At 33.8% G+C, this 21,741-nt stretch carries 19 protein-coding genes and 1 pseudogene; all 20 read left to right on the top strand.

Annotated features, from left to right (window positions below; translation table 11 throughout):
• Positions 1-8 precede the first annotated feature (8 nt).
• The 20 genes and pseudogenes from ACHAL6_RS04080 (at position 9) to ACHAL6_RS03985 (ending at position 21,412) form a co-directional block, all read left to right on the top strand.
• Positions 9-1,031 (top strand): polysaccharide biosynthesis protein, encoded by a 1,023-nt coding sequence (locus tag ACHAL6_RS04080; protein ID WP_395268957.1) that lies wholly within the window; start codon positions 9-11, stop codon positions 1,029-1,031.
• Complete coding sequence (locus ACHAL6_RS04075; protein WP_395268956.1) at positions 1,031-2,140, top strand: capsular polysaccharide biosynthesis protein CapF; 1,110 nt, start codon at positions 1,031-1,033, stop codon at positions 2,138-2,140. The genes ACHAL6_RS04080 and ACHAL6_RS04075 overlap by 1 nt, the downstream gene beginning before the upstream one ends.
• A gap of 38 nt (positions 2,141-2,178) precedes the next feature.
• A complete protein-coding gene (locus tag ACHAL6_RS04070) occupies positions 2,179-2,919 on the top strand; it encodes a glycosyltransferase (protein ID WP_395268955.1) in 741 nt (246 codons plus the stop codon).
• Positions 2,920-2,925: 6 nt separating this feature from the next.
• Positions 2,926-4,122 (top strand): glycosyltransferase, encoded by a 1,197-nt coding sequence (locus ACHAL6_RS04065; RefSeq protein ID WP_395268954.1) that lies wholly within the window; start codon positions 2,926-2,928, stop codon positions 4,120-4,122.
• A 92-nt stretch (positions 4,123-4,214) separates the two neighbouring features.
• Complete coding sequence (locus tag ACHAL6_RS04060) at positions 4,215-5,498, top strand: hypothetical protein (RefSeq protein WP_395268953.1); 1,284 nt, start codon at positions 4,215-4,217, stop codon at positions 5,496-5,498.
• Positions 5,499-5,575: 77 nt separating this feature from the next.
• On the top strand, positions 5,576-6,460 hold the full coding sequence (rfbA, locus tag ACHAL6_RS04055) for a glucose-1-phosphate thymidylyltransferase RfbA (protein WP_395268952.1): 885 nt from the start codon (positions 5,576-5,578) through the stop codon (positions 6,458-6,460).
• 13 nt (positions 6,461-6,473) lie between these two features.
• Positions 6,474-7,016: pseudogene (rfbC, locus tag ACHAL6_RS04050) on the top strand (dTDP-4-dehydrorhamnose 3,5-epimerase); the annotation flags it as partial.
• A gap of 12 nt (positions 7,017-7,028) precedes the next feature.
• Positions 7,029-7,874: a dTDP-4-dehydrorhamnose reductase gene (gene rfbD / locus ACHAL6_RS04045; RefSeq protein WP_395268978.1), complete on the top strand. Its 846-nt coding sequence runs from the start codon at positions 7,029-7,031 to the stop codon at positions 7,872-7,874.
• Positions 7,875-7,878: 4 nt separating this feature from the next.
• A complete protein-coding gene (gene rfbB, locus ACHAL6_RS04040) occupies positions 7,879-8,934 on the top strand; it encodes a dTDP-glucose 4,6-dehydratase (RefSeq protein WP_395268951.1) in 1,056 nt (351 codons plus the stop codon).
• A gap of 9 nt (positions 8,935-8,943) precedes the next feature.
• Entirely contained in the window at positions 8,944-9,894 is a 951-nt protein-coding gene (locus ACHAL6_RS04035; protein WP_395268950.1) for a glycosyltransferase family 2 protein, read from the top strand.
• Between the two features lie 149 nt (positions 9,895-10,043).
• Positions 10,044-11,210 carry a nucleotide sugar dehydrogenase gene (locus tag ACHAL6_RS04030; protein ID WP_395268949.1) on the top strand — a complete coding sequence of 389 codons (1,167 nt, stop codon included), beginning with the start codon at positions 10,044-10,046 and terminating at the stop codon, positions 11,208-11,210.
• A gap of 75 nt (positions 11,211-11,285) precedes the next feature.
• The gene (locus ACHAL6_RS04025) at positions 11,286-12,593 is read left to right on the top strand and encodes a Coenzyme F420 hydrogenase/dehydrogenase, beta subunit C-terminal domain (protein ID WP_395268948.1); all 1,308 of its coding nucleotides are present in this window, start codon (positions 11,286-11,288) and stop codon (positions 12,591-12,593) included.
• A gap of 8 nt (positions 12,594-12,601) precedes the next feature.
• Positions 12,602-13,753, top strand: coding sequence for a hypothetical protein (locus ACHAL6_RS04020; protein ID WP_395268947.1), 1,152 nt, complete (start codon positions 12,602-12,604; stop codon positions 13,751-13,753).
• Positions 13,743-15,035 carry a lipopolysaccharide biosynthesis protein gene (locus ACHAL6_RS04015; protein WP_395268946.1) on the top strand — a complete coding sequence of 431 codons (1,293 nt, stop codon included), beginning with the start codon at positions 13,743-13,745 and terminating at the stop codon, positions 15,033-15,035. Before ACHAL6_RS04020 ends, ACHAL6_RS04015 begins: the two co-directional genes overlap by 11 nt.
• Positions 15,036-15,123: 88 nt before the next feature.
• On the top strand, positions 15,124-16,035 hold the full coding sequence (galU, locus tag ACHAL6_RS04010) for a UTP--glucose-1-phosphate uridylyltransferase GalU (protein ID WP_395268945.1): 912 nt from the start codon (positions 15,124-15,126) through the stop codon (positions 16,033-16,035).
• A gap of 529 nt (positions 16,036-16,564) precedes the next feature.
• Positions 16,565-17,176 carry a hypothetical protein gene (locus ACHAL6_RS04005; protein ID WP_395268944.1) on the top strand — a complete coding sequence of 204 codons (612 nt, stop codon included), beginning with the start codon at positions 16,565-16,567 and terminating at the stop codon, positions 17,174-17,176.
• Between the two features lie 138 nt (positions 17,177-17,314).
• The gene (locus tag ACHAL6_RS04000; RefSeq protein WP_395268943.1) at positions 17,315-18,430 is read left to right on the top strand and encodes a hypothetical protein; all 1,116 of its coding nucleotides are present in this window, start codon (positions 17,315-17,317) and stop codon (positions 18,428-18,430) included.
• 50 nt (positions 18,431-18,480) lie between these two features.
• Positions 18,481-19,218 (top strand): hypothetical protein, encoded by a 738-nt coding sequence (locus ACHAL6_RS03995; protein WP_395268942.1) that lies wholly within the window; start codon positions 18,481-18,483, stop codon positions 19,216-19,218.
• A 131-nt stretch (positions 19,219-19,349) separates the two neighbouring features.
• Positions 19,350-19,748 carry a helix-turn-helix domain-containing protein gene (locus ACHAL6_RS03990; RefSeq protein ID WP_395268941.1) on the top strand — a complete coding sequence of 133 codons (399 nt, stop codon included), beginning with the start codon at positions 19,350-19,352 and terminating at the stop codon, positions 19,746-19,748.
• Positions 19,749-20,005: 257 nt separating this feature from the next.
• Positions 20,006-21,412 (top strand): ISL3 family transposase, encoded by a 1,407-nt coding sequence (locus ACHAL6_RS03985; RefSeq protein WP_395268940.1) that lies wholly within the window; start codon positions 20,006-20,008, stop codon positions 21,410-21,412.
• Positions 21,413-21,741 lie beyond the last annotated feature (329 nt).

Here is a 21,741-nt window from a genome sequence, read left to right as displayed (position 1 = left end):
GACTAAGAATGTTTAAAAATAAGACTTTGTTAATAACAGGCGGAACAGGTTCTTTTGGAAATGTAGTGTTAGAAAAGTTTCTAAATACAGATATTAGGGAAATAAGAATATTTTCAAGAGATGAAAAAAAACAAGATGATATGAGAAGGTACTATCAGAATGACAAAATAAAGTATTATATTGGAGACGTTAGAGATTTATCTAGTTTAAAAAATGCAATGCACAATGTCGATTATATATTTCATGCGGCAGCATTGAAACAAGTTCCTTCTTGTGAATTTTTTCCAATTGAAGCTGTTAAAACTAACGTTATTGGAACAGACAATGTATTAACTGCGGCTATAGAGGCTGGTGTAAAAAAGGTGATTTGCCTATCAACTGATAAAGCCGCCTATCCAGTTAATGCTATGGGGATTTCCAAAGCCTTAATGGAAAAGACATTTATAGCAAAATCTAGAACAGTATCACCGGATAGAACATTGATATGTGGAACAAGATACGGCAATGTTATGGCTTCAAGGGGATCAGTTATTCCTTTATTTATTGAACAGATTAAAAATAGACAACCAATCACTGTAACAGATTCCAAAATGACAAGATTTATTATGAGTCTAGAAAATGCTGTTGACTTAGTTCTATATGCTTTTGAGAATGCTGAAACAGGTGATATTATGGTTCAAAAATCCCCCTCGTGCTATATTGGTGATTTAGCTCAAGCTCTTAAAGAACTATTTAACGTTGACAATGAAATCAAAATTATTGGTACTCGTCATGGTGAGAAAATGTATGAAGTACTGTTGACTAAAGAAGAGGCTGCAAAAGCTATTGATAAAGGTGATTTTTATAGAGTTCCAGCGGATAATAGAGATTTGAATTATGAAAAATACTTGGAGCAAGGGTCGCCAAGGATTACTTTGACCGATGAGTATAATTCAAACAATACTAAAATTTTAACTGTTGATGAGATAAAAGAAAGATTATTATCTTTGGAGGAAATTAGAGAAGAGTTACGTAACTGGGAGGCTAGATAATGAAAATATTAGTCACTGGATCCAAAGGATTTATAGGAAAAAACTTAATAGCAGAGCTAAGAAATAAAAAGTATAAAGATATTTTTGAGTTTGATAGGGATACAGATCCTTCTTTACTTGATGAATACTGCAAAGAAGCGAACTTTGTATTTCATCTTGCAGGGGTAAACCGACCCAAAGATCAATCTGAATTTATGGAAGGTAACTTTGGCTTTACCTCTGACCTGTTAAATTCTCTTAAGAAGCATAATAATACTTGTCCCGTAATGATTTCATCATCTATTCAAGCTGAACTTGATAATCCTTATGGTGAAAGTAAAAAAGCTGGGGAAGATTTACTATCTGAATATGGGAAGGAAACTGGCGCAAAAATTCTAGTGTATAGATTTCCTAATGTATTTGGTAAATGGTGTAAACCTAACTACAATAGTGCTGTTGCCACATTTTGTCATAATGAAGCACATGACTTACCGATTCAAGTGAACGATTCAAGTGTAGTAATGAATCTTGTTTATATAGATGATGTAGTAAACGAGCTTATAAATGCTTTAGAAGCAAACGAAAATAAAGTGGGAGATTTTTGTGAAGTATCTGTTGTACATACAATCACTCTTGGCGAAATAGTCTATTTAATTCAATCATTCAAGAAGAGTAGAGAAGATAGATCGATACCAAACATGTCTGATGCATTTGCTAAGAAACTCTACAGTACATACTTGAGCTACTTACCAGAAGACCAGTTTAGTTATGAGCTTAAAATGAATGTAGATCAGAGAGGATCTTTTACTGAATTCATTAAAACGCCTGATCGTGGTCAGGTTTCAGTAAATATATCAAAACCTGGTATTACAAAAGGAAATCACTGGCACCATACAAAGAGTGAGAAGTTTCTAGTTGTTAGTGGTGAGGGTGTCATTCGGCTCAGACAAATAGATTCAGATAAAGTGTTAGAGTATTACGTTGGCGGCGACAAAATGGAAGTTGTTGATATACCAACGGGATATACACATAACATAGAGAATCTTTGTGATACGGATATGGTTACAATCATGTGGGCTAATGAGGCTTTCGACCCTGAAAAACCAGATACAATATTTGAAGAAGTATAGTTAATGTTAGCTAATATATGAAAAGAGGTGAAGCTGTTATGACACGGATTAGCGTTTGCATAGCCACATACAATGGAGAAAAGTTCATAAAAGAACAAATAGACTCAATAATTTTACAGCTATCAGATATAGATGAGATCATCATCTCTGATGATCATTCTGATGACAGTACTATAGAAATAATAAGAAGTTATAACGATCCAAGAATTAAAATTTTCTATAATAAAAAACAGCGAGGTTTCACTAACAACTTCGCAAATGCTTTGAGTGAAGCAAAAGGTGAGTATATATTTTTAGCAGACCAAGATGACGTCTGGCTAGAAAATAAAGTAAGTATTACTCTTGAAAAACTGGGAAAATATGATTTTGTGATCTCAGATGCAGATACCGTTGATGCGTCTCTAAATGTAATTAACAGTTCAAGATTTGAGGAGTATAACATTAAAAATGGGTTTGTTAGAAATTTAATTAAAACTAGGTATCTAGGTTGCTGTATGGCTTTTAATAGGCGAGTTTTGAAGTCGTTGTTTCCTTTTCCAGAGAATGTGGAATATTGTCCTCATGATCTTTGGATTACTTTGATTTCTGAATACTATTTTAAGTGTGAGGTTATAGATAAACCACTAATACTATATAGACGACATCAAACAAATGTTTCTTGTGGTGGATTCTCAAAAGGAAGACCATTTCACAAGAAGTTGATGGGACGACTTTATTGTTTAAAGGCTGTATTATCGCAAAAACGATATATCGAAAGAAATACCAGTAAAAATACTTAAAAAAGTTTGAAAGTATTAATAAATATGAAGGAGGTGTTTGTTATTTACAACGAAATTTTATATATAGCATTCATTTACTTATCGGAAACAGATGGTATTGCTAAAAAAGTATTATCTCAAGCAAGGGGCTTTAGCAAATCTATGCAGAAATGTTCTCTTTTGTGTTGCGAAGATGATTCAATCGTACATTTGGAGATAATTAATGGTGAGATAGTTAACAAAACTATAAAGAGTAGACTTAATCAAGTAGGTTCAAACTCTAAAGAAAGAATCATGACAATAAAAGAATTAATTGAAGTTGCTAATGCTCTAATAAAGAATGAAAAAATGTTAATATATATACGTCATATGATACCTACGGTATCACACATTAGATTCCTAAAAAATGCTAAATTATCCGGCCACAAAATTGGATATGAAATACCAACATATCCTTATTATTATGAACAATTTCATGTAGCGCATAATAAAATGAAAGCCATTATAAAAATATGTAATGATATCATACATTGGCCGTTGATTTACAAGTATGTGGATAATATATACACAATAATGAGCAATAGTAATTCAAAAGTATACAAGAAAATGTACTTAATTAAAAATGGAGTTGAAATAAACACAAAAATTAAATTTACAGAAAAAAAGAACGAGGATAAATTCAATTTGATTGGAGTTGGTACAATATGGCCATACCATGGCTACGATAGAGTAATTGACGCTATTATGGAATCTAAAGGAAAACTGGAAAATGGATTAGATATTTATTTTCATGTTGTAGGGGAAAGTGATGAAATATCTAAGCTTGAAAGGTATTGCAAATTAAATAATCTGACGGGTCATGTTATTTTTCACGGAAAGAAGTTTGGCAATGACTTAAATGAGCTTTATAATATTTCTCATATAGGGGTAGGAACTCTAGCGCTAAATAAAAGGAATGCAGATATTGATACTGCAATCAAAAATATTGAATACTTGAGCAAATCATTACCTATTGTAACAAGTGGGAAAATTTTTGACATAAGTGAAGACAGCAATTTATATTTCATATCTAAAAATGATCAAATAATAGATTTAAATGAGGTTTATAAATTTTATAAATCATACAAAAATTTGTACAAGAAGGATATATTAGAAAAAACATTAGTTGAATTTAGCTGGGATAGTATAACTAAAGATATTATTCGAAATCTAAACAACATATAGAAGTACTAAAATTTTTGAAGAGTGTATTTAAGCGATATGCATAATAATACTTAAGAAGATTAAAATACTATCGAAATAAGGGTGGCTTAATTATGGACGATTATAGAATAGATCAAAATATAAATATGTTTAAGAAATTTGGAGTGCGTAACTTTTTTGTGATTCTATTCGTATTCACCATAGTTTTCACACCTAGTATTGGCGGATATGATACAAGGTATGCATATATTATACTATGGTTCGTTTTTGCTTTTTTGAGACGCAATAATCAAATTGTTGGTATTACAAAGTTTGATATTCTTTTTTTTATTGGTACAATAATTATTGGAATCTACGCATTATCTATTTCTGCACTAAATGCATCAAACGATTACTTTGAAGTATTTAGAAGCTTTCGCGCTGCAACTACCTATTTGGTTATTGGTTTGTTTATTTATAGGTGGGAAATACGGACACATGAAATATTAAGGATTCTTGAGACTATTCTTTTTATACATGCGATTAGCATCATAATAGGAGTTATCTATCCAGATTTCGAACAAATAATAGCTTTTATAAGTGGGTTTGAAAAAACAAATTTAAACTTGAGATCTACAGGTTTTTCGCCTAGTTATGAAGGAGCAGGTTTCTTATGTATAGTGGGTATTATTTTAAATATTCCAAATGTTATTATAAAGAAAAGCAAATTTTTCAACAATAAAAGCTTAATTTATATAATAGCTGTTATATTTACATCAAGGACAAGTATATTAGTTCTTACTATGTTGATTGGTGTTGTATTTATGTACGCACTAAAAAAAGGTATGTTAAAAAGCAGTATAAATATATTGAAATATATATTCCCGTTACTAATATTAGCTGTTTCTTTTTTCATTATGACAACAAATTTCGGGTCTAATTATAGAACAGAAGTATATAAGTATATGCCAAAGCTTGCAAATACTATAGAGCGATTTGACTCTTCTTATACGGATTATGGAATTCATACGTCAGTTGTTCAGCGACATATTAGCATAGATGAAAATATAAAGCCTATAAAACTTATATTTGGAAGCGGATATAGAATAGCAAATAAAGATCCTGGATATATAAAATCAATTTACTCTATAGGTTTTATTGGTATGTTTGCAGGAGTTTTTATGTATTTAAAATCCACAAAAAATCTATATAAAATTTGGAAGAAATATAAATTAAAAGATAATATGTATCCAGTTATTTATTTTTGGATTACAATATTGATTTTATTATTTGAAATCAAAATGACATTTATTATGTCAAGTATATACTTTGAATTGCTAAGCTTACTATATTTAGGCGCAATAAATGATATGAAACTTGAAATCAAAAAACACCATTTTGGGAGTTTGAGAGTATAATAGAGAATTTATATTCATAAGCTGTAAGTTGAAATGTGTTTTGAATATTTGGGTTTATTTTACAAGGAGGTTATAAGATGAAAGGGATTATTTTAGCAGGTGGGTCAGGAACAAGATTATATCCACTAACTATGGTTACTAGCAAGCAATTGTTGCCGGTATATGACAAGCCAATGATTTACTACCCGCTTTCAGTACTAATGTTGGCGGGTATCAAAGATATCTTAATTATTTCAACACCACATGATTTACCAAATTTTGAGAAGCTCCTTGGTGATGGCAGTGAATTTGGTATCAACTTATCATATGCGGAACAACCATCTCCAGACGGATTAGCCCAGGCATTTATTATCGGAGAAAAATTTATTGGTGACGATAATGTGGCTATGATTCTTGGTGATAACATCTATTATGGTAATGGGTTTACTCCAATTCTAAAAGAGGCAGCAGAAAATGCACAAAATGGAAAAGCTACAATATTTGGATATTATGTTCACGATCCAGAGAGATTTGGAATTGTTGAATTTGATAATGAAGGAAAGGTAATCTCTGTAGAAGAAAAACCTCAGAGTCCAAAGTCAAATTATTGTATTACAGGATTGTATTTTTATGACAAAAGAGTTGTTAATTTTGCTAAGAAAGTCAAACCTTCTTCAAGAGGAGAGCTAGAAATCACTGACTTAAACAGAATGTATCTCGAAGATGGAACCCTCAATGTAAAATTGCTCGGTAGGGGTTATGCATGGCTCGATACTGGAACAATGGATAGCCTTGTTGAAGCAGCAGAATTTGTTCAAATGATAGAAAAGAGACAGAGTATAAAGATTTCCGCCCTTGAGGAAATCGCCTATCATAATAATTGGATTGATAAGCAAACACTATTAGTATCTGCTGAAAAATATGGGAAATCGCCATATGGAGAACATCTCAAGAAAGTGGCAGAAGGGAAAATAAGATATTAAGTGAGGTAACTCAATGAAGATTATAAAAACAGAAATCGATGATATTTTGATATTAGAACCCAGTGTTTTTGGTGATCATCGTGGATGGTTTACTGAAACTTATTCAAAAGCTAAATTTCAAGAATTAGGCATAGACGTTGACTTTGTACAGGACAATCATTCTATGTCAGCGCAGAAATGGACACTAAGAGGGCTGCATTTTCAGGAAAACCCCAAAGCGCAAACAAAGCTGGTAAGATGTACAAAGGGAAGGATTTTAGATGTTGCTGTTGATTTAAGAAAAGGTTCATCTACATATAAACAATGGTTAGGCGTTGAGCTGTCTGAGGATAACAAAAAACAGCTTCTCATTCCAAAAGGGTTTGCCCATGGTTTTTTAACATTAACAGATAATGTAGAAGTTCAATATAAAGTGGACGAATATTATGCTCCTGAGTGTGATAGAAGCATTCGGTTTGATGATCCCGAGATTGGAGTAAATTGGGGAATTGAAGCCCCAATACTTTCAGAAAAGGATTTAAAAGCACCTTTACTTAAGGATAGTGACGTAGATTTCAGCCTTAAATTTATGGTTACAGGAGTAAATGGTCAACTTGGTCATGATGTCATGATGCAATTAAAAGAAATGGATTTTGATTTTATTGCTCCAAGAAGAAATGAACTCGATCTTACAAATAAAGATCAAGTAAAAAAATATATCATAGAGAAAAACCCAGATGTGGTTATTCACTGTGCTGCTTATACAGCGGTTGATAAAGCAGAAGATGAGAAAGACTTATGCTACTTAGTTAATGTAGAGGGCACTAGAGCTGTAGCCGAAGCAGCAAAAGAGATTAACGCTAAAGTAGTTTATATAAGTACAGATTATGTCTTTGACGGTCTAGGGCAAGAGCTACATTCCGAATTAAAGGAACCAAATCCTATTAATTATTATGGATATACAAAAGAACAAGGTGAGAAAATCGTTAGAGAATTGACAGATAATTACTTTATAGTTAGAACTTCATGGGTGTATGGGATAAACGGTAATAATTTTGTGAAGACGATGATGAAACTCGCAGAATCAAGAAAAGAAATTAATGTGGTGAGTGATCAAATAGGAGCGCCTACATATACAAAAGATTTAGCTCAATTCATTATTAATCTAATCCAAACTAATAATTATGGGACTTACCATGGTGTGAATGAAGGCTTCTGCAGCTGGCATGAATTCGCAGAATCAATCTTCGAAAAATCTGGAATAAACATGATTGTAAATCCGATCTCTACTGAGGATTATCCAACCAAAGCAAACAGACCTTTAAATTCAAGATTATCAAAAGAGAATACAACTAAAGCTGGTTTAGATAGAATGCCACATTGGAAAGATGCATTAACAAGATTTATTGCAGAAATTAATTGTCAGGAGGATTAGTGGAATGAAAACAATTTTAGTCACAGGAGGAGCGGGCTTTATTGGCAGTAATTTTGTAAAGCTCATGCTCAAAAAGCATCCAGAATATAAGATTATAAACATTGATGCCCTTACATATGCAGGGAATCTAGAGAATCTAAAAGATATAGACAACAATTCTAATTATGAGTTCATGAAAGTTGATATAAGAGATAGAGAGAAGATTGAAGAAATATTCAAGAACATTGAAATTACTTCAGTTGTAAATTTTGCAGCAGAATCTCATGTGGATAGAAGTATCGAAGAACCAGAGGTGTTTTTAACAACTAATATTATCGGAACTCAAGTGCTCTTAGATACTGCTAAGAAATATTGGAAAGTGTGTCCAAGTGATAAGTATTGCAAGGAGTACAAGCCAGGAGTAAGATTCCTTCAAGTGTCAACTGATGAAGTATATGGTGCGCTTGGCGAAACGGGTATGTTTGTTGAAACTATGCCGCTTATGCCAAACAGTCCTTATTCTGCGTCAAAGGCTAGTGCAGATATGATCGTTAGAGCATATAACGAAACATTTGGTATGCCTGTAAATATCACTAGATGTAGCAACAACTACGGCCCATATCAATTCCCTGAGAAACTAATTCCACTAATTATCAATAACTGCCTAAAGGGAAAAGAGTTACCAGTTTACGGAGATGGGATGCAAGTAAGAGACTGGCTTCATGTTTCTGATCATTGCTCAGCAATTGACACGGTTCTTCATAAAGGAAAAGATGGAGAAGTTTATAATATTGGCGGGAATAATGAAAAAGCTAATATTTCAATAGTTAAGCTGATTATTAGTACTCTTGGAAAATCAGAGAACTTGATTAAGTACGTTAAAGATAGACCGGGTCATGATAGAAGGTATGCAATCGACAATACTAAAATCACGACTGAACTTGGTTGGGAGCCGGCATATACATTTGAGCAAGGTATGGAAGAAACAATTCAGTGGTACCTTGAGAATACTAAATGGATCGAGAATATCATTTCTGGTGACTACGAAAATTACTATGACATGATGTATGAAATGGAATAGAGGTGAAACATGATTAAATTATCAATAATTATACCACATTATAATTCACCTAAAATGTTAAAAAAATTACTATCTACTATACCTAAGATAAGTGAAATACAAATTGTAGTTGTAGACGATTTAAGTGATAAGAATATAAATGCCTACCTTCAAGTAAAAGAAACTAACAAAGGAGTAGTTTTTTTAGAAAACACTACTGGAATTAAAGGAGCAGGTGCATGTAGAAATATTGGCCTTGATGTTGCTCAAGGAGATTGGGTATTGTTTGCAGATTCAGATGATTATTTTCTTAATGGATTCTATGGAAAACTAAGTAAATATTTTGATACCGATAACGATGTTGTTTTTTTTGTTCCAACTAGTTATGATTTAGTGTCAAATAAAATTTCTGATAGACATTCGAAATATGAAAAACTAATATTAGACTATCTAAATAATGGAGATGAAGATTCAGAAGCTAAACTTCGATATGAGTTTCTTGTTCCATGGACTAAGCTAATTAATAATGAATTTATACGTAGTAATCACCTTTGTTTTGATGAAGTTTTGGCATCAAATGACGTTATGTTTTCGACTAAAGTCGGACATAAACTGAAAAAGTTCGCAGCATCAGATGAAAAGATCTATTGCGTCACTCGTAGTAAAGGAACACTTACTAGAAATATTAGTGAAATTGTATTTGATTCAAGATTATTTGTTCATATTGAATACTGCAAATTTGTGAAATCAAATCTTAAGAAGACAAAATGGAAAAATTTTAGACTCGATGGAAGGACATATATTATAGCCGCCATAAAACAAAAATATGGTTTCAAGAAAGTCATATGGACATTTTATACACTTAAGAAAAATAGAATCAAGATAATGGATGCTAAGTTTTTGAATCCAGTTACTTTGTTGAATAAAATAATTTATGTCAATAGGGAATATAAACGAAACAACAAGTATTTCAAAGATTAATATAAAGAACGATTAATTATTTTATGTAGTGAACTATTAATTTATAAATCTAAACTTGATTTTAAACAATTTTGGAAATTAAACATAACAAAGATAACGGTTGGATAAATAACTAAATATCTACAACATTTTTGGAAGGGGCGTAAAACATGAAAATAACAATTGCAGGAACAGGTTATGTTGGCCTGTCAAATGCTATACTTTTGGCACAACATAATGAAGTTATCGCATTAGACATTATTAAAGATAAGGTTGATATGATTAATAATAAAAAATCTCCAATTGTCGATCCAGAGATTGAAGAGTATCTAACCACCAAGGATCTTAATTTAACAGCAACAACTGACAACTTTGAAGCATACAAGGATGCTGATTATGTCATCATTTCTACTCCAACGAACTATGATCCTGAGAAGAACTATTTCAATACAAGAACGGTAGAAGCGGTAATTGCTAATGTGTTATCGATAAATCCAGATGCTGTAATGATTATTAAGTCAACAGTACCTGTTGGATACACAGAGTCAATCAAAGAAAAATTTGATACTGAGAATGTGATATTCTCTCCTGAATTCTTGAGAGAAGGAAAAGCTTTATATGACAATCTTTACCCATCAAGAATCGTCGTTGGCGAGAAGTCTGAGAGAGCAAAAGTATTTGCTGAACTTCTAGCTCAAGGAGCAATCAAAAAAGATGTTGATATTTTATATACTGATCCTACTGAAGCAGAAGCTATTAAGTTATTTGCAAATACTTATCTTGCACTTAGAGTAGCCTATTTCAACGAGCTAGATTCATATGCGGAGGTAAGATGTCTGAACACACAGCAGATCATCGAGGGGGTTGGACTCGATCCACGTATAGGTACTCACTACAATAACCCTTCATTTGGTTACGGTGGATACTGCTTACCAAAGGACACAAAGCAACTTTTAGCAAACTATGAAGACGTGCCTCAGAATATCATGTCTGCAATCGTAGATGCTAATAGAACTAGAAAAGACCATATAGCTGAGATGATTATAAAGAGACAACCTAAAGTTGTAGGGATATATAGACTTACGATGAAGATGGATTCGGATAATTTCCGACAATCTGCTATACAAGGTGTAATGAAGCGTATTAAAGCTAAGGGTATAGAAGTAGTGGTGTTTGAACCTGCACTTAAAGAAGACAATTTCTATAACTCAAGAGTGATTAAAGACTTTGATGAGTTTAAAAAAATATCCGATGTTATTGTAGCTAATAGACTATCTGATGAAATTAAAGATGTAGTGGATAAGGTTTATACTAGAGATTTATTTAGTAGAGATTAGAAATTTTAATGGAAAATTTATTTAGAAATAATTATTAAAATATGGAAATACAAATACAACAAGCGAGGATTAAATATGATTATAAAACTGGAAAGTATAATTAACAATGACCTCTGCTCAGGATGTGGTGGCTGTAGTGGCATATGCCCGGTTAATGCTATAACAATAGATATTCAAAAATCATATAAACCCGATATTGATATGAATAAGTGTATTAAATGTAACTTGTGTTATCAAGTTTGTCCAGGAAAAGGGTGGGAACCAGTCAAGCAATCAGAAAGAAGATGCGCAGAACAGAAAATAGAGATGGACATGGAATATGGACCTGTAAGAGAGTTTTATTTAGGGAAAGCTGTAGACAATAAAGTACTTCAATCTGGAGCATCTGGCGGTGTTGGAACTGCTCTTTTATTATATCTATTAGATGAAAAGATTGTTGAGGACGTAGTAGTAGTGACATTAGATAGAGGAATTCCTAAAGTTATTGTTACAAGTAATATTGATGTCATTAAGAGTGCTGGTGGAAGTAAATACATTCCTATACCCCTTATGGAGAAGGTTATTCATGAGCTGCATAAAAGACCGAGAAAAATAGCAATAACAGTAACTCCGTGCCAGATGGCAGCCTTAGAGAATGTAATCAATATAGATAAATATATTGATAGAGATTTGATATATGCAATTGGTCTATTCTGTGGTGATGTAAAAGATATAAAATCCCTTAGTGTAATAAAAAATAAGTTAAATGTGGGTTCTGATAGTCAGTTTTTAGGTTGGCGATATGGTAAATGGCCAGGAGGAGCCGCTTTTAGAATGAAGGATAAATCATTAAGAATTGAAAGTTACAAATCATTCTTGGAGATATCTCAACCATTTTATACGTTGCATAGATGTTTAATGTGCCCTTCAAGAGAAAATTGGTTAGCTGATATAGCACTTGCAGATAACCATAAAGGTAAATCTAATGATACTGTAATAGTAGCTAGAACTAATAAGGGCCATGAATTATTGTGTAAGGCAAATACTGCAGGTGTAATAACTTTAAATAAGATGGGGGAAAAAGATTCTGATAATTTCTATGTATCATTAACTAAATTCGTGCCAGCTTTACAATATATAAAGTACAGAGAGCGTAGAAAATTGCCTACGCCTAAGTATGATTACAATCCGATTCTGTATCTACAAAAAACTACTAGACGTCTTAGAATGACTAAATTAGTAAGATACAAAATGTTTATTTATACACGCAATAAATATGTTCTTAAATTTTTAACTAAATATCCGGTAGTTATGTCGCGTATAGGACGTTTTATTAATAATTTTCCAGATGAATTACCAGGACTAAGAATATATAGGAAATTAATTAAAAGTCTAATTAGGTAGGTGATTAAATGGAATTGAAGTTATACGAACTAATTGTAAAAAGTGCAAAAGTTGGGCTTGAGCTACAACTAGAAAATGGTAGCTTTCCCAAAGGGACAAACGGACCCTGGAAAGATTCGGATACACATGTACGGACCACAGCTCATTGGGCAATGTTACTCTATAAAGCATACAAAATTACTGATGAGCAAGAGTACTTACTTGCAGCTAGAAAGAGTTGTAACTATCTAATACAAAAAGAAAATAGACCCTATGGGAATACGTTTTATTGTCGTAGTAACGACGATAAGGATAAATGCAACGGTTTGATTGGTCAAGCGTGGGCTTTAGAACCCTTGATTATTATTGGGATAGAAGAAAATAATAGTACCTATATAAACACCGCAAAAGAAGTAATTGAAAATATTCCTTATAACAAAAAGATGAACTTATGGGAAACTATTGATATTGATGGAGCAAACCATGGTTGTCATTTTACAATAAACCAACAAATCTGGTTTTCTGCGATGAATTTATTATTGGCAAATTATCTTGAAAACGACAATTTAATCGAGAATAGTAAGAGTTTTTACTCTAATTTACCTAATTATATACAGTGGGTAGATGATAACAATTTAATAAGACACCGTGTGATTCTTGAGTCTCCAGTTAAATCCTTTGTAAAGAAAATATTACTTAAGCGAAGCAATGAGAATTTTAATACCGAAGTAAGATTAAGATCTAAAGGATATCAAACATTCATATTATTTGGTCTAGCGCTAGCGTATAATTACTTCCCTCAATATGATTTTTGGCAAGACCCTAGAATGATGAAGATGATTAAGAAATCTTTTAATTATGTTCTTAGCAAATACCCATATGGATACTTGGAAGCTGATGATGGATTCAGATGGAGTTATAATCCTGTAGGAATAGAAATGTCGTATGCCTCAGAAGCATTCTCTGAGTACTTAGAAATAGATAATCATCATTATGAAATTGAAAAATGGATAAGTTTACAAATTTATGGGTATTACAATTTTGATGATGATTTAATGAACTTAAATACCACAGATTCTAATATTTTGTCATCGCGCTTGTATGAAGCAACATACATTAGTGATTGTATAATAAAACCGTATGAATGGCATACAAATTGGGTGAATAAAAATGTCACTTAAAAATAGGATAACACAAAGTCATTTAATCAAAGGATTCCTAATGATTTCAGGGGGTACTGCTTTTATTCAAGTAATTAATATCGTTTTATCTCCGATTATTACTAGATTGTATTCTCCTGAGGAGTTTGGAATTCTTACTTTGTATTCATCAGTTATGGCTGTTCTTATTGTATTTGGTTCATTTTACTATGAGTCTGCAATACCTATAGCAGAAACAGAGGAGAAAGCTATAAATGTATTTGCATTATGTATTGCTATTTTAGTTTTAGTAGTTTCAGTAATCAGCGTGCTGTTATTTTTTCAAGGTGAAAACTTACTTATTTTGTTAGATGCTAAAGATTTAGCAAATTACGCATATCTTATTCCAATTGGGGTATTCGCTGTAGGGTTATATAATATTTTAATGAAGTGGACTTTACGTGAGCGGGATTATAAAAGTATATTCAAATCAAAAGTAAGTCAGAGTGTTTCTAATAATCTAGTGAAAATTATTTTAGGGTTATTGAACTTTGGTTCTTTAGGTTTATTACTTGGAAATATTACAAATCAAAGTGCTGGTGTGACCGTATTATCATTTAATGTATTCAGGAAGAAAAGCTTAGTAGGTCTGATTCGAATTTCAGAGATTATTTGGTGCGCTAAAAGATATATTAATTTTTTTTGGTATTCATTACCAAATGCAGTGGTTTTAAGTTTTACAACACAAATACCTGTTTTCTTCCTTACTTCAATCTACGGTAGCGAAATTGTAGGGTACTATGGATTAGCTAATTCGATAGTTAAGTTACCAGTTGCACTGATAGGAGCATCAGTAGGGGAAGTTTTTTATGCTGAGGCAGCATCTATTGGCCTAGAGAATCCTCAAAGATTAATTAATCTTTCAAACAAACTTCTTAAAAAGTTGCTTGTTATCGGGATTATCCCTTTTTCAGTATTAGGTATTTTTGGTCCTCAATTATTTTCATTTGTTTTTGGTCATAATTGGTATGATGCAGGTATGTATTCCCAGATGCTTTCCATTGGTGTGTTTGCTAACTTGGTTTTTCACCCAATTAGTAGAATTTATGGTGTGTTTGAAAGACAACGATTAAAATTGGTTATTGATTTAGTTAGATTTATTGCTATTGCAATTGGATTCTTAGTTGCTAGGGAATTTGATGTGCAACCACAGTTTGCTGTTTTAATTTATTCAATATTAACTATGATTTTCTATTATTTGACTTATCTATTTGCACAGATAATAATGAAACGATTTGTAAGTGATTTAAATCATACTAATTAATATGACAAATAAACATTATCTGATATTGACATTTTAGTTATATTGTTAAGTCAACATAGAGTTTGAATAAAGGAGGTCTTAACATCACATGAAAGTACGCAAAGCAGTCATACCAGCAGCTGGCCTTGGAACGAGATTCTTACCAGCTACAAAGGCTATGCCAAAGGAAATGTTACCAATTGTAGATACACCTACAATTCAATATATTATACAGGAAGCTATTGATAGTGGAATCGAAGAGATTCTTATTATAACCGGAAAAAGCAAAAGAGCAATCGAAGACCACTTCGATAGAAATGTTGAATTGGAATTGGAACTTGAGAAAAAAGCCAATGAAGAATTATTGAAAGTGGTTAGAGACATCACCGATCTTGTCGATATCCACTACATAAGACAGAAAGAAGCCAAGGGATTAGGGCATGCCATCTACTGTGCAAAGACCTTTGTAGGCAACGAGCCATTTGCCGTTATGCTTGGTGATGATGTAGTTTATACTGAGGACACGCCATGTCTTAAGCAGATGATAGATGTTTATGATGAGTATAAGACATCCGTATTAGGCGTTCAAACTGTTAAAGATGAAGACGTATGTAAGTACGGAATCGTTGATGGTGAAAGAGTAAGTGATAGAGTCTACACCGTGAAGGGGTTAGTTGAAAAGCCTGCTGTAGATGAAGCACCATCCAATGTTGCTATATTGGGTCGTTATATCATCAATCCAGGTATCTTTGATATTTTATCTGAAACAAAGCCTGGTAAAGGTGGAGAGATTCAGCTGACGGATGCACTTAAAGAGTTAGCTCTTAAGGAAGATATGTACGCTTATGACTTCATTGGCAAAAGATATGATGTAGGAAACAAGCAAGGATTCCTTGAAGCCACTGTGGAGACAGCACTTAGACGAGCTGATCTGAGAGATGAATTCTTATCATATTTAGTGAAGGTTGTTGAGAAGGAAGTTGGATCTTTGGCTGAGGTTGCTGCAGGGAGAGAAGATTAAGAAGCAATCTGATATGATAGAAATGAAATGAGACAACTCTCTAACTATCCCCACCTATCCCCAAAACTCCCCAAGAAACTTTTCATCCACATAAGTAAATTTTGGGAATCTTATATGAAGCGTTAGAAGTAATAAGGGTTACATCAACTAAAGCTTAGATTTGAGAGGTGCCGGGCACGGACAAGTGGACAAGTTGATTAGGGTGATGGAGAGATGAGCAGCTATACAGAATAAACAGATAGGCAAATAGGCTGGTATCAAGATCGGTAGTGACGATGACATCAAGATAGCCATGATCACTTTGAAACCCAGATGAGCAGTGATGGTAACACCTGGATGTGCTGTGATGGTAAACAGCCCAGATAAGCTGTGATGGCAAACATCCCAGATCGGTAGTGATTCTGGTTGAGCAGTTTTACACCATGATTAGCAGTGAACGAGAACGGGCATTTTTTAGAAGCAGAGATGTCCGTTTTTTTTTAAGAAGATGAGTTTACAGAATATTTTGTTGATGGATGGGGTATGCGATATGGATCTAGAAAAGACTAGAAGAAAGTATAATTCGTATAAAGAGTTCCTTCTCAATGAGTTAATGTACATTGATTCAATGTTTGAACTGTACATTTACCTCAAAAATCAGCATGTAAGTAGACTTGACATATTAAATATTTCGCCAGCGTTCTTCGGATTAACTGAGAATGCCCTTTTAGAAAGTGCGACAATTAGGTTAAGCCGATTATACGATAGTGATAAAAAAACTGTTACACTGAAAAAGTTTTTAAACCATGTTGAGCAAAATAGAAAGTTGATATTTAATGAAAATGATCAACCCGTTATTATCGACCAAATTAGAGAAGACAACAAAAAATTTGAAGACTTTAGTGAGAAGATAAACAGTTTGAAAGAAGTCAGAGATACAAGTCTAGCTCATAATGATTATTGTAAATTGGAAGATGGGTTTGATGTTTGGGCTGGGAAAAACATTGTAATAAGAGATATCCGTGCATTGATTGCTTTTGGAGAAAATCTTATTAACAACTATTCGAGATACAGCAGTAATACTGCCCACTCCATTAAGGCTACCAATAAATTAGATGTAGAATATATGCTTAGAGTATTAGAAAAGAATAGGAAAAGATAAAAGAAATAAGAAATATCATAGATTGTCGGGATGGTATACGTTGAGGAAGATTGGGTTGATGTTATGAATGTGGAGCATCGAGGAGAAGATGAATAAGATAAGCATCAGTCAGAGTTATAGCATTGAGGAGGTGTATTTGTGGATTTTGTAGTTGGAGGATATCCAGATATCGAAAACAAACTTAGTGAAGTTGACTTGCTAAAGGTTGCGGCTTTGTATGGAGATAAGATAACATTAATAAGCCCGATGTATCAATTATATGATGCAATAACGGTAAACGTTAATGCTAAAAACAACGAGTTAGCAATCGTGAATAGCATCATTAAGTTACTTCCTTTTTGTGAAATGGCGGATTCAAGCTTTGCCGAGCAAAGCACACCAATTTATGATTTCAAGAATATCGTCGCTTCAAAATCATATAGAAATGCTCCTATAAAATATAAATTAGAAACAAGAAGACAGCTAAAACAAACTTATGACGAAATAATGGAAAAACTAAATGAAATTTTAGGTGCTGATGAAATTAATGATATTAATAGACTAAAGAGAGAAAACAGACTAATTGTTCAAAAGTTTAATAACTCTAGCTTGGTGGATGATAATTTTATTAATGAGTATATCTTTAGTGTAAGTAACAGTATGAAGCAGGCATATCCACTGTTAGACCATAGGTTGGGTGATTTAATTACCAACTATAGAAATGTAATACAAGATGACATTTCAAAAATCGAAAGAAAAAATATTATCACATCAGGATTAGCTCGCAAGTTAATGATAGAGCTACCAGCTTTTGATTCAGCATCAATGGATGAAATAATTGATCTTAGGCGAGAATTAGATAGATATTTAGTCAGATTTAGAGCCGCTATTTTGACTTATTCAGAAGAAATTACCGTTCTACCTTGGGATAGCGAATTTGATTTGAATTGCGAACAAGTTTTTATCAAACATGTAGAACCTGCAATACTTGAATTGAAGGAACAGGTGGATGATAACAGGATATATAAAAATCTCTTTGGTTCTTTGCTATCAGATGATAAATTGAAGAGCTTTATTGGATCAGTTATCATTTCTTCTGCAACATATATATCAACAAATGGGACAGATACAACTATCAACCCCGAACTCTTAGCTGCAGGAGCTTTTGGGCTATCTGAATTAACCAAGGCCGGATATAAAACATCTGAAAAGAACAAACAAATAAAAAGAAACAATCTGTATTTCTATTACAAAGCGTCTGATAAATATAAGTAAAAGAAGTGCTATTTGAGGAAAGATGAGTCATTTTAATTGGTGGTGAAACTATGAGAGCGCAGTTGTATTTAGATAATCGAATACGAAAAACGCTGAAAGAACCATATGAGACATTTGCTAAGACATATGTTGAAAGAGTTATACCGATATTCTCATCGTTAGAGGAAGAGTCACAGGCTATTGCTGATGAGAAATATGAGGATCTTGGAAGGTATTTTAATCCTGAGAGCGATGATCCTGCAGACTATGCAGAGATGGCATGGGAAGCAGGACTCGAACATTATGAGAGTATGTCACTCATGCAGTACAATATGAGATTAATGTGGATCTCAACCCTATATCAATTCTGGGAACAGCAAGTTAGAAAATTTGTCTTTGAAGAAGTGACGAGGACTCATAAATTTATCGATAAGAAAGGTAATGACGTTGATTTTGCAGGCTTCTGCACCCGTGGAATCGATGATATAAAAGAAGAGTTCAATGAATTTGGACAAGACTTAGAGAAACTCATTTCCTGGTCTAAGATTGAAGAACTAAGATTGCTAGCCAACGTCATAAAACATGGAGAAGGTTGGTCTGCTACAAAGTTGAAAGAACTAAGGCCAGACTACTTTGATGCAGGAGTTATATCAACTGATTTGCTTGATTTGTACAAAACAACACTTGGAGAACGAGTACTTAATATTGATGACAGTGAGTATGAGATTTACTGTGATGCAATTATTCAATTTTGGGATGAACTTCCTGAAGTGATGTATTCGAAATATAATTTTTACGCAAATTTGTGAAATGGGTATTGACCACAACATTTTTTTGTAGTATAATTACGCTATAAGGTGAAATATGAGTAAATGATAAAAGATGAACGAGAGAATATTATTTTCAACAGTTCACCTCAGAATGAAAGGAGGTGCAAATCGTGAGAGAAAAATATATTAGGTTTGGAGATTTCATTAAGAAGAAGAGACAAGAACATCCAGATGAACTAACACTAAAAGAAGTTTCTAAAATGCTCGGAATATCTCTTTCATTTCTAAGCGATGTTGAAAATAACAGAAGGAAGCCCTTTGATAAGGACAAGATGGAACTGTTCGCAGAACTATTTGATCTCGATGATGAAGAAAAAGCAATGATGTATGACCTTGCAGCCAGGGATCGCGGTGAGGTGCCATCGGATATTGAAGATATCATGATGTATGGTGAAATAGGGGATATGGCGAGACTCGCCTTAAGGCAATCTAACGCAGGAAAGATAAGTGAGGATGATTGGAAACAGTTTATAAGAGATATGGAAAAGAAGAATAATACTAGCGAATGAAAAGAGTAAAACATATTTTATAATGGGCAATGGATAATTTAAGAGAAGATCAATTAGAAATGAAAGCTAAATAAAAAAGTAAAAGCAAAATTAAAAAATGATAAGTCAAATTAAGGGTCAATCACAAAAACTGTAGGATTGACCCATTGAACCTTCGTTTTAATATCTGTTAAAACAATAGAATAAATTAAGAACCTCCGCTATGATTGAAATACATCGTTCCAGAGACACAAATCCAATCACAGCGGAGGCTCTAAATGAATTATACACAAAAAGAACAGATCAGTACAATAACCAGTTCCCAAAGTTACCTGCGTTTCCCATCTTTTCTGTCTGGCTTCACCAATACCGATAGCATACTGCATGATTCATCCTCTGGTAGGGGAGTGTTTCGCCTCCGGGGTGTCCTCGAGGTAAATGATTCGGACCGCATCTGCCAGGAGTGCGGTGGGGTGATGCACATACACAACACGTTCTCGTGTAATCTCTGGCATCTTAACTTTGGACAGAATTACAGCTTCCTTGAATTCGAAAAGAAGCAGTTCCTGTGCCCGGCATGCAAGACTACAAAGATCCAGCAAGTGCCGTTTCAGGCTCAAGGCCACCGGATCACGGCAGAGCTTTTGCAGTATACAAGGGATCTTCTCGCCGCCGGAAGCTATACGCTCAAACAAGTTGCTGAGATCACAGGCCTTGGCAAGAACACCGTCAAGACGATCGATCTGAAGCGTCTGAAGGATAAATATACCATCGATGGTACAACGCTCATCAAACCAGAGCGGCAGGCCAGGTGCCTCAGCATTGACGAGTTCAAGCTCCATAATGGTCACCGCTACGCCACGCACATCATCGACCTACAGACCGGGCATATCCTCTGGATCGCCCACGGCAAGCGCAAGCAGGTCGTCTTTGATTTCATAGACCACGTAGGCCTTGAATGGATGAACGGTGTAGAGGCTGTCGCCTCTGACATGAACTCGGATTTCCAGGAAGCCTTTGAGGAAAAGTGTCCACACATACAGCCGGTTTTCGACCACTTCCACATCATCAAGAACTTTAATGACAAGGTGGTCTCAGAAGTCCGAAAAGACGAACAGAGACGTCTCGAAGAGGATGGTAGATCCAAAGACGCAGAGTCCCTCAAGAAGACCCGCTACATTCTGATGTCCTCCCGGGAGACCCTGAAGCGTAAAGACCGGGAGGCAGCAGATGGTAAGGTGCTTTCAAAGAGCGGCTTACTCTTTCAAAAACCGGAGGTCATTCGCAAGCCAGGCAGCGAGGAGAAATACGACCAGCTCATCAGGGAAAACAAGCTCCTGTTTACGCTGGATATCATCAAGGAGATGCTGTCGGAAGCCTACAAGGCTCCCCGTGAGCCTGAGATGGCAAGCCTGATAATCGAGATCATGGAAATCTGTTATGCTTCGGAGAATAAGCACCTGCAGTGGTTCGGTCGCCTTATGGACAGACACTTCGAGGGAATCATTGCATTTGCGACCTACCGAATTTCGAATGGTCCGATCGAGGGGATCAACAACAAGATCAAAACATTACGGCGTCAGGGATATGGCTATCCTGATGATGAATACTTCTTCCTCAAGCTATTCGATATTAGTCGGAAGGCTTATGTCAGGAACCCACCATCCCACAAAATTTATGATTGAGCCCAAATTAAAGTGAGAAAATCAATTTCAAGAAAATCGATTATATGTGAATACTTATAAAATGAAAATCAATTAAAATGAAAATCACTCAAAAAAAAAGAATAATAAAAATAAGAGCTAATCAAAAAGAAGATCAATTATATAAAATGTGAATATGCCCTCAAAACGATAATCAAAAACTTAACGAGCCTAGTAGAGAAAAAATAAAACCATTGAATAATATTTTAAAATAATTTAAAACCACTTATTTCAAGTTAGATTATATAGCCAAATTATTTATTAGAGAGTATTAAAGACATATATTTTGAAGCAAAGACGTAATACCGAAT

This window comes from Proteiniclasticum sp. C24MP (assembly GCF_043951855.1).
In the GTDB taxonomy this organism is placed as follows: domain Bacteria; phylum Bacillota; class Clostridia; order Clostridiales; family Clostridiaceae; genus Proteiniclasticum.
The sequence above is the reverse complement of the archived record's forward strand: the minus strand, read 5'-3'. Positions and strand labels throughout refer to the sequence as shown.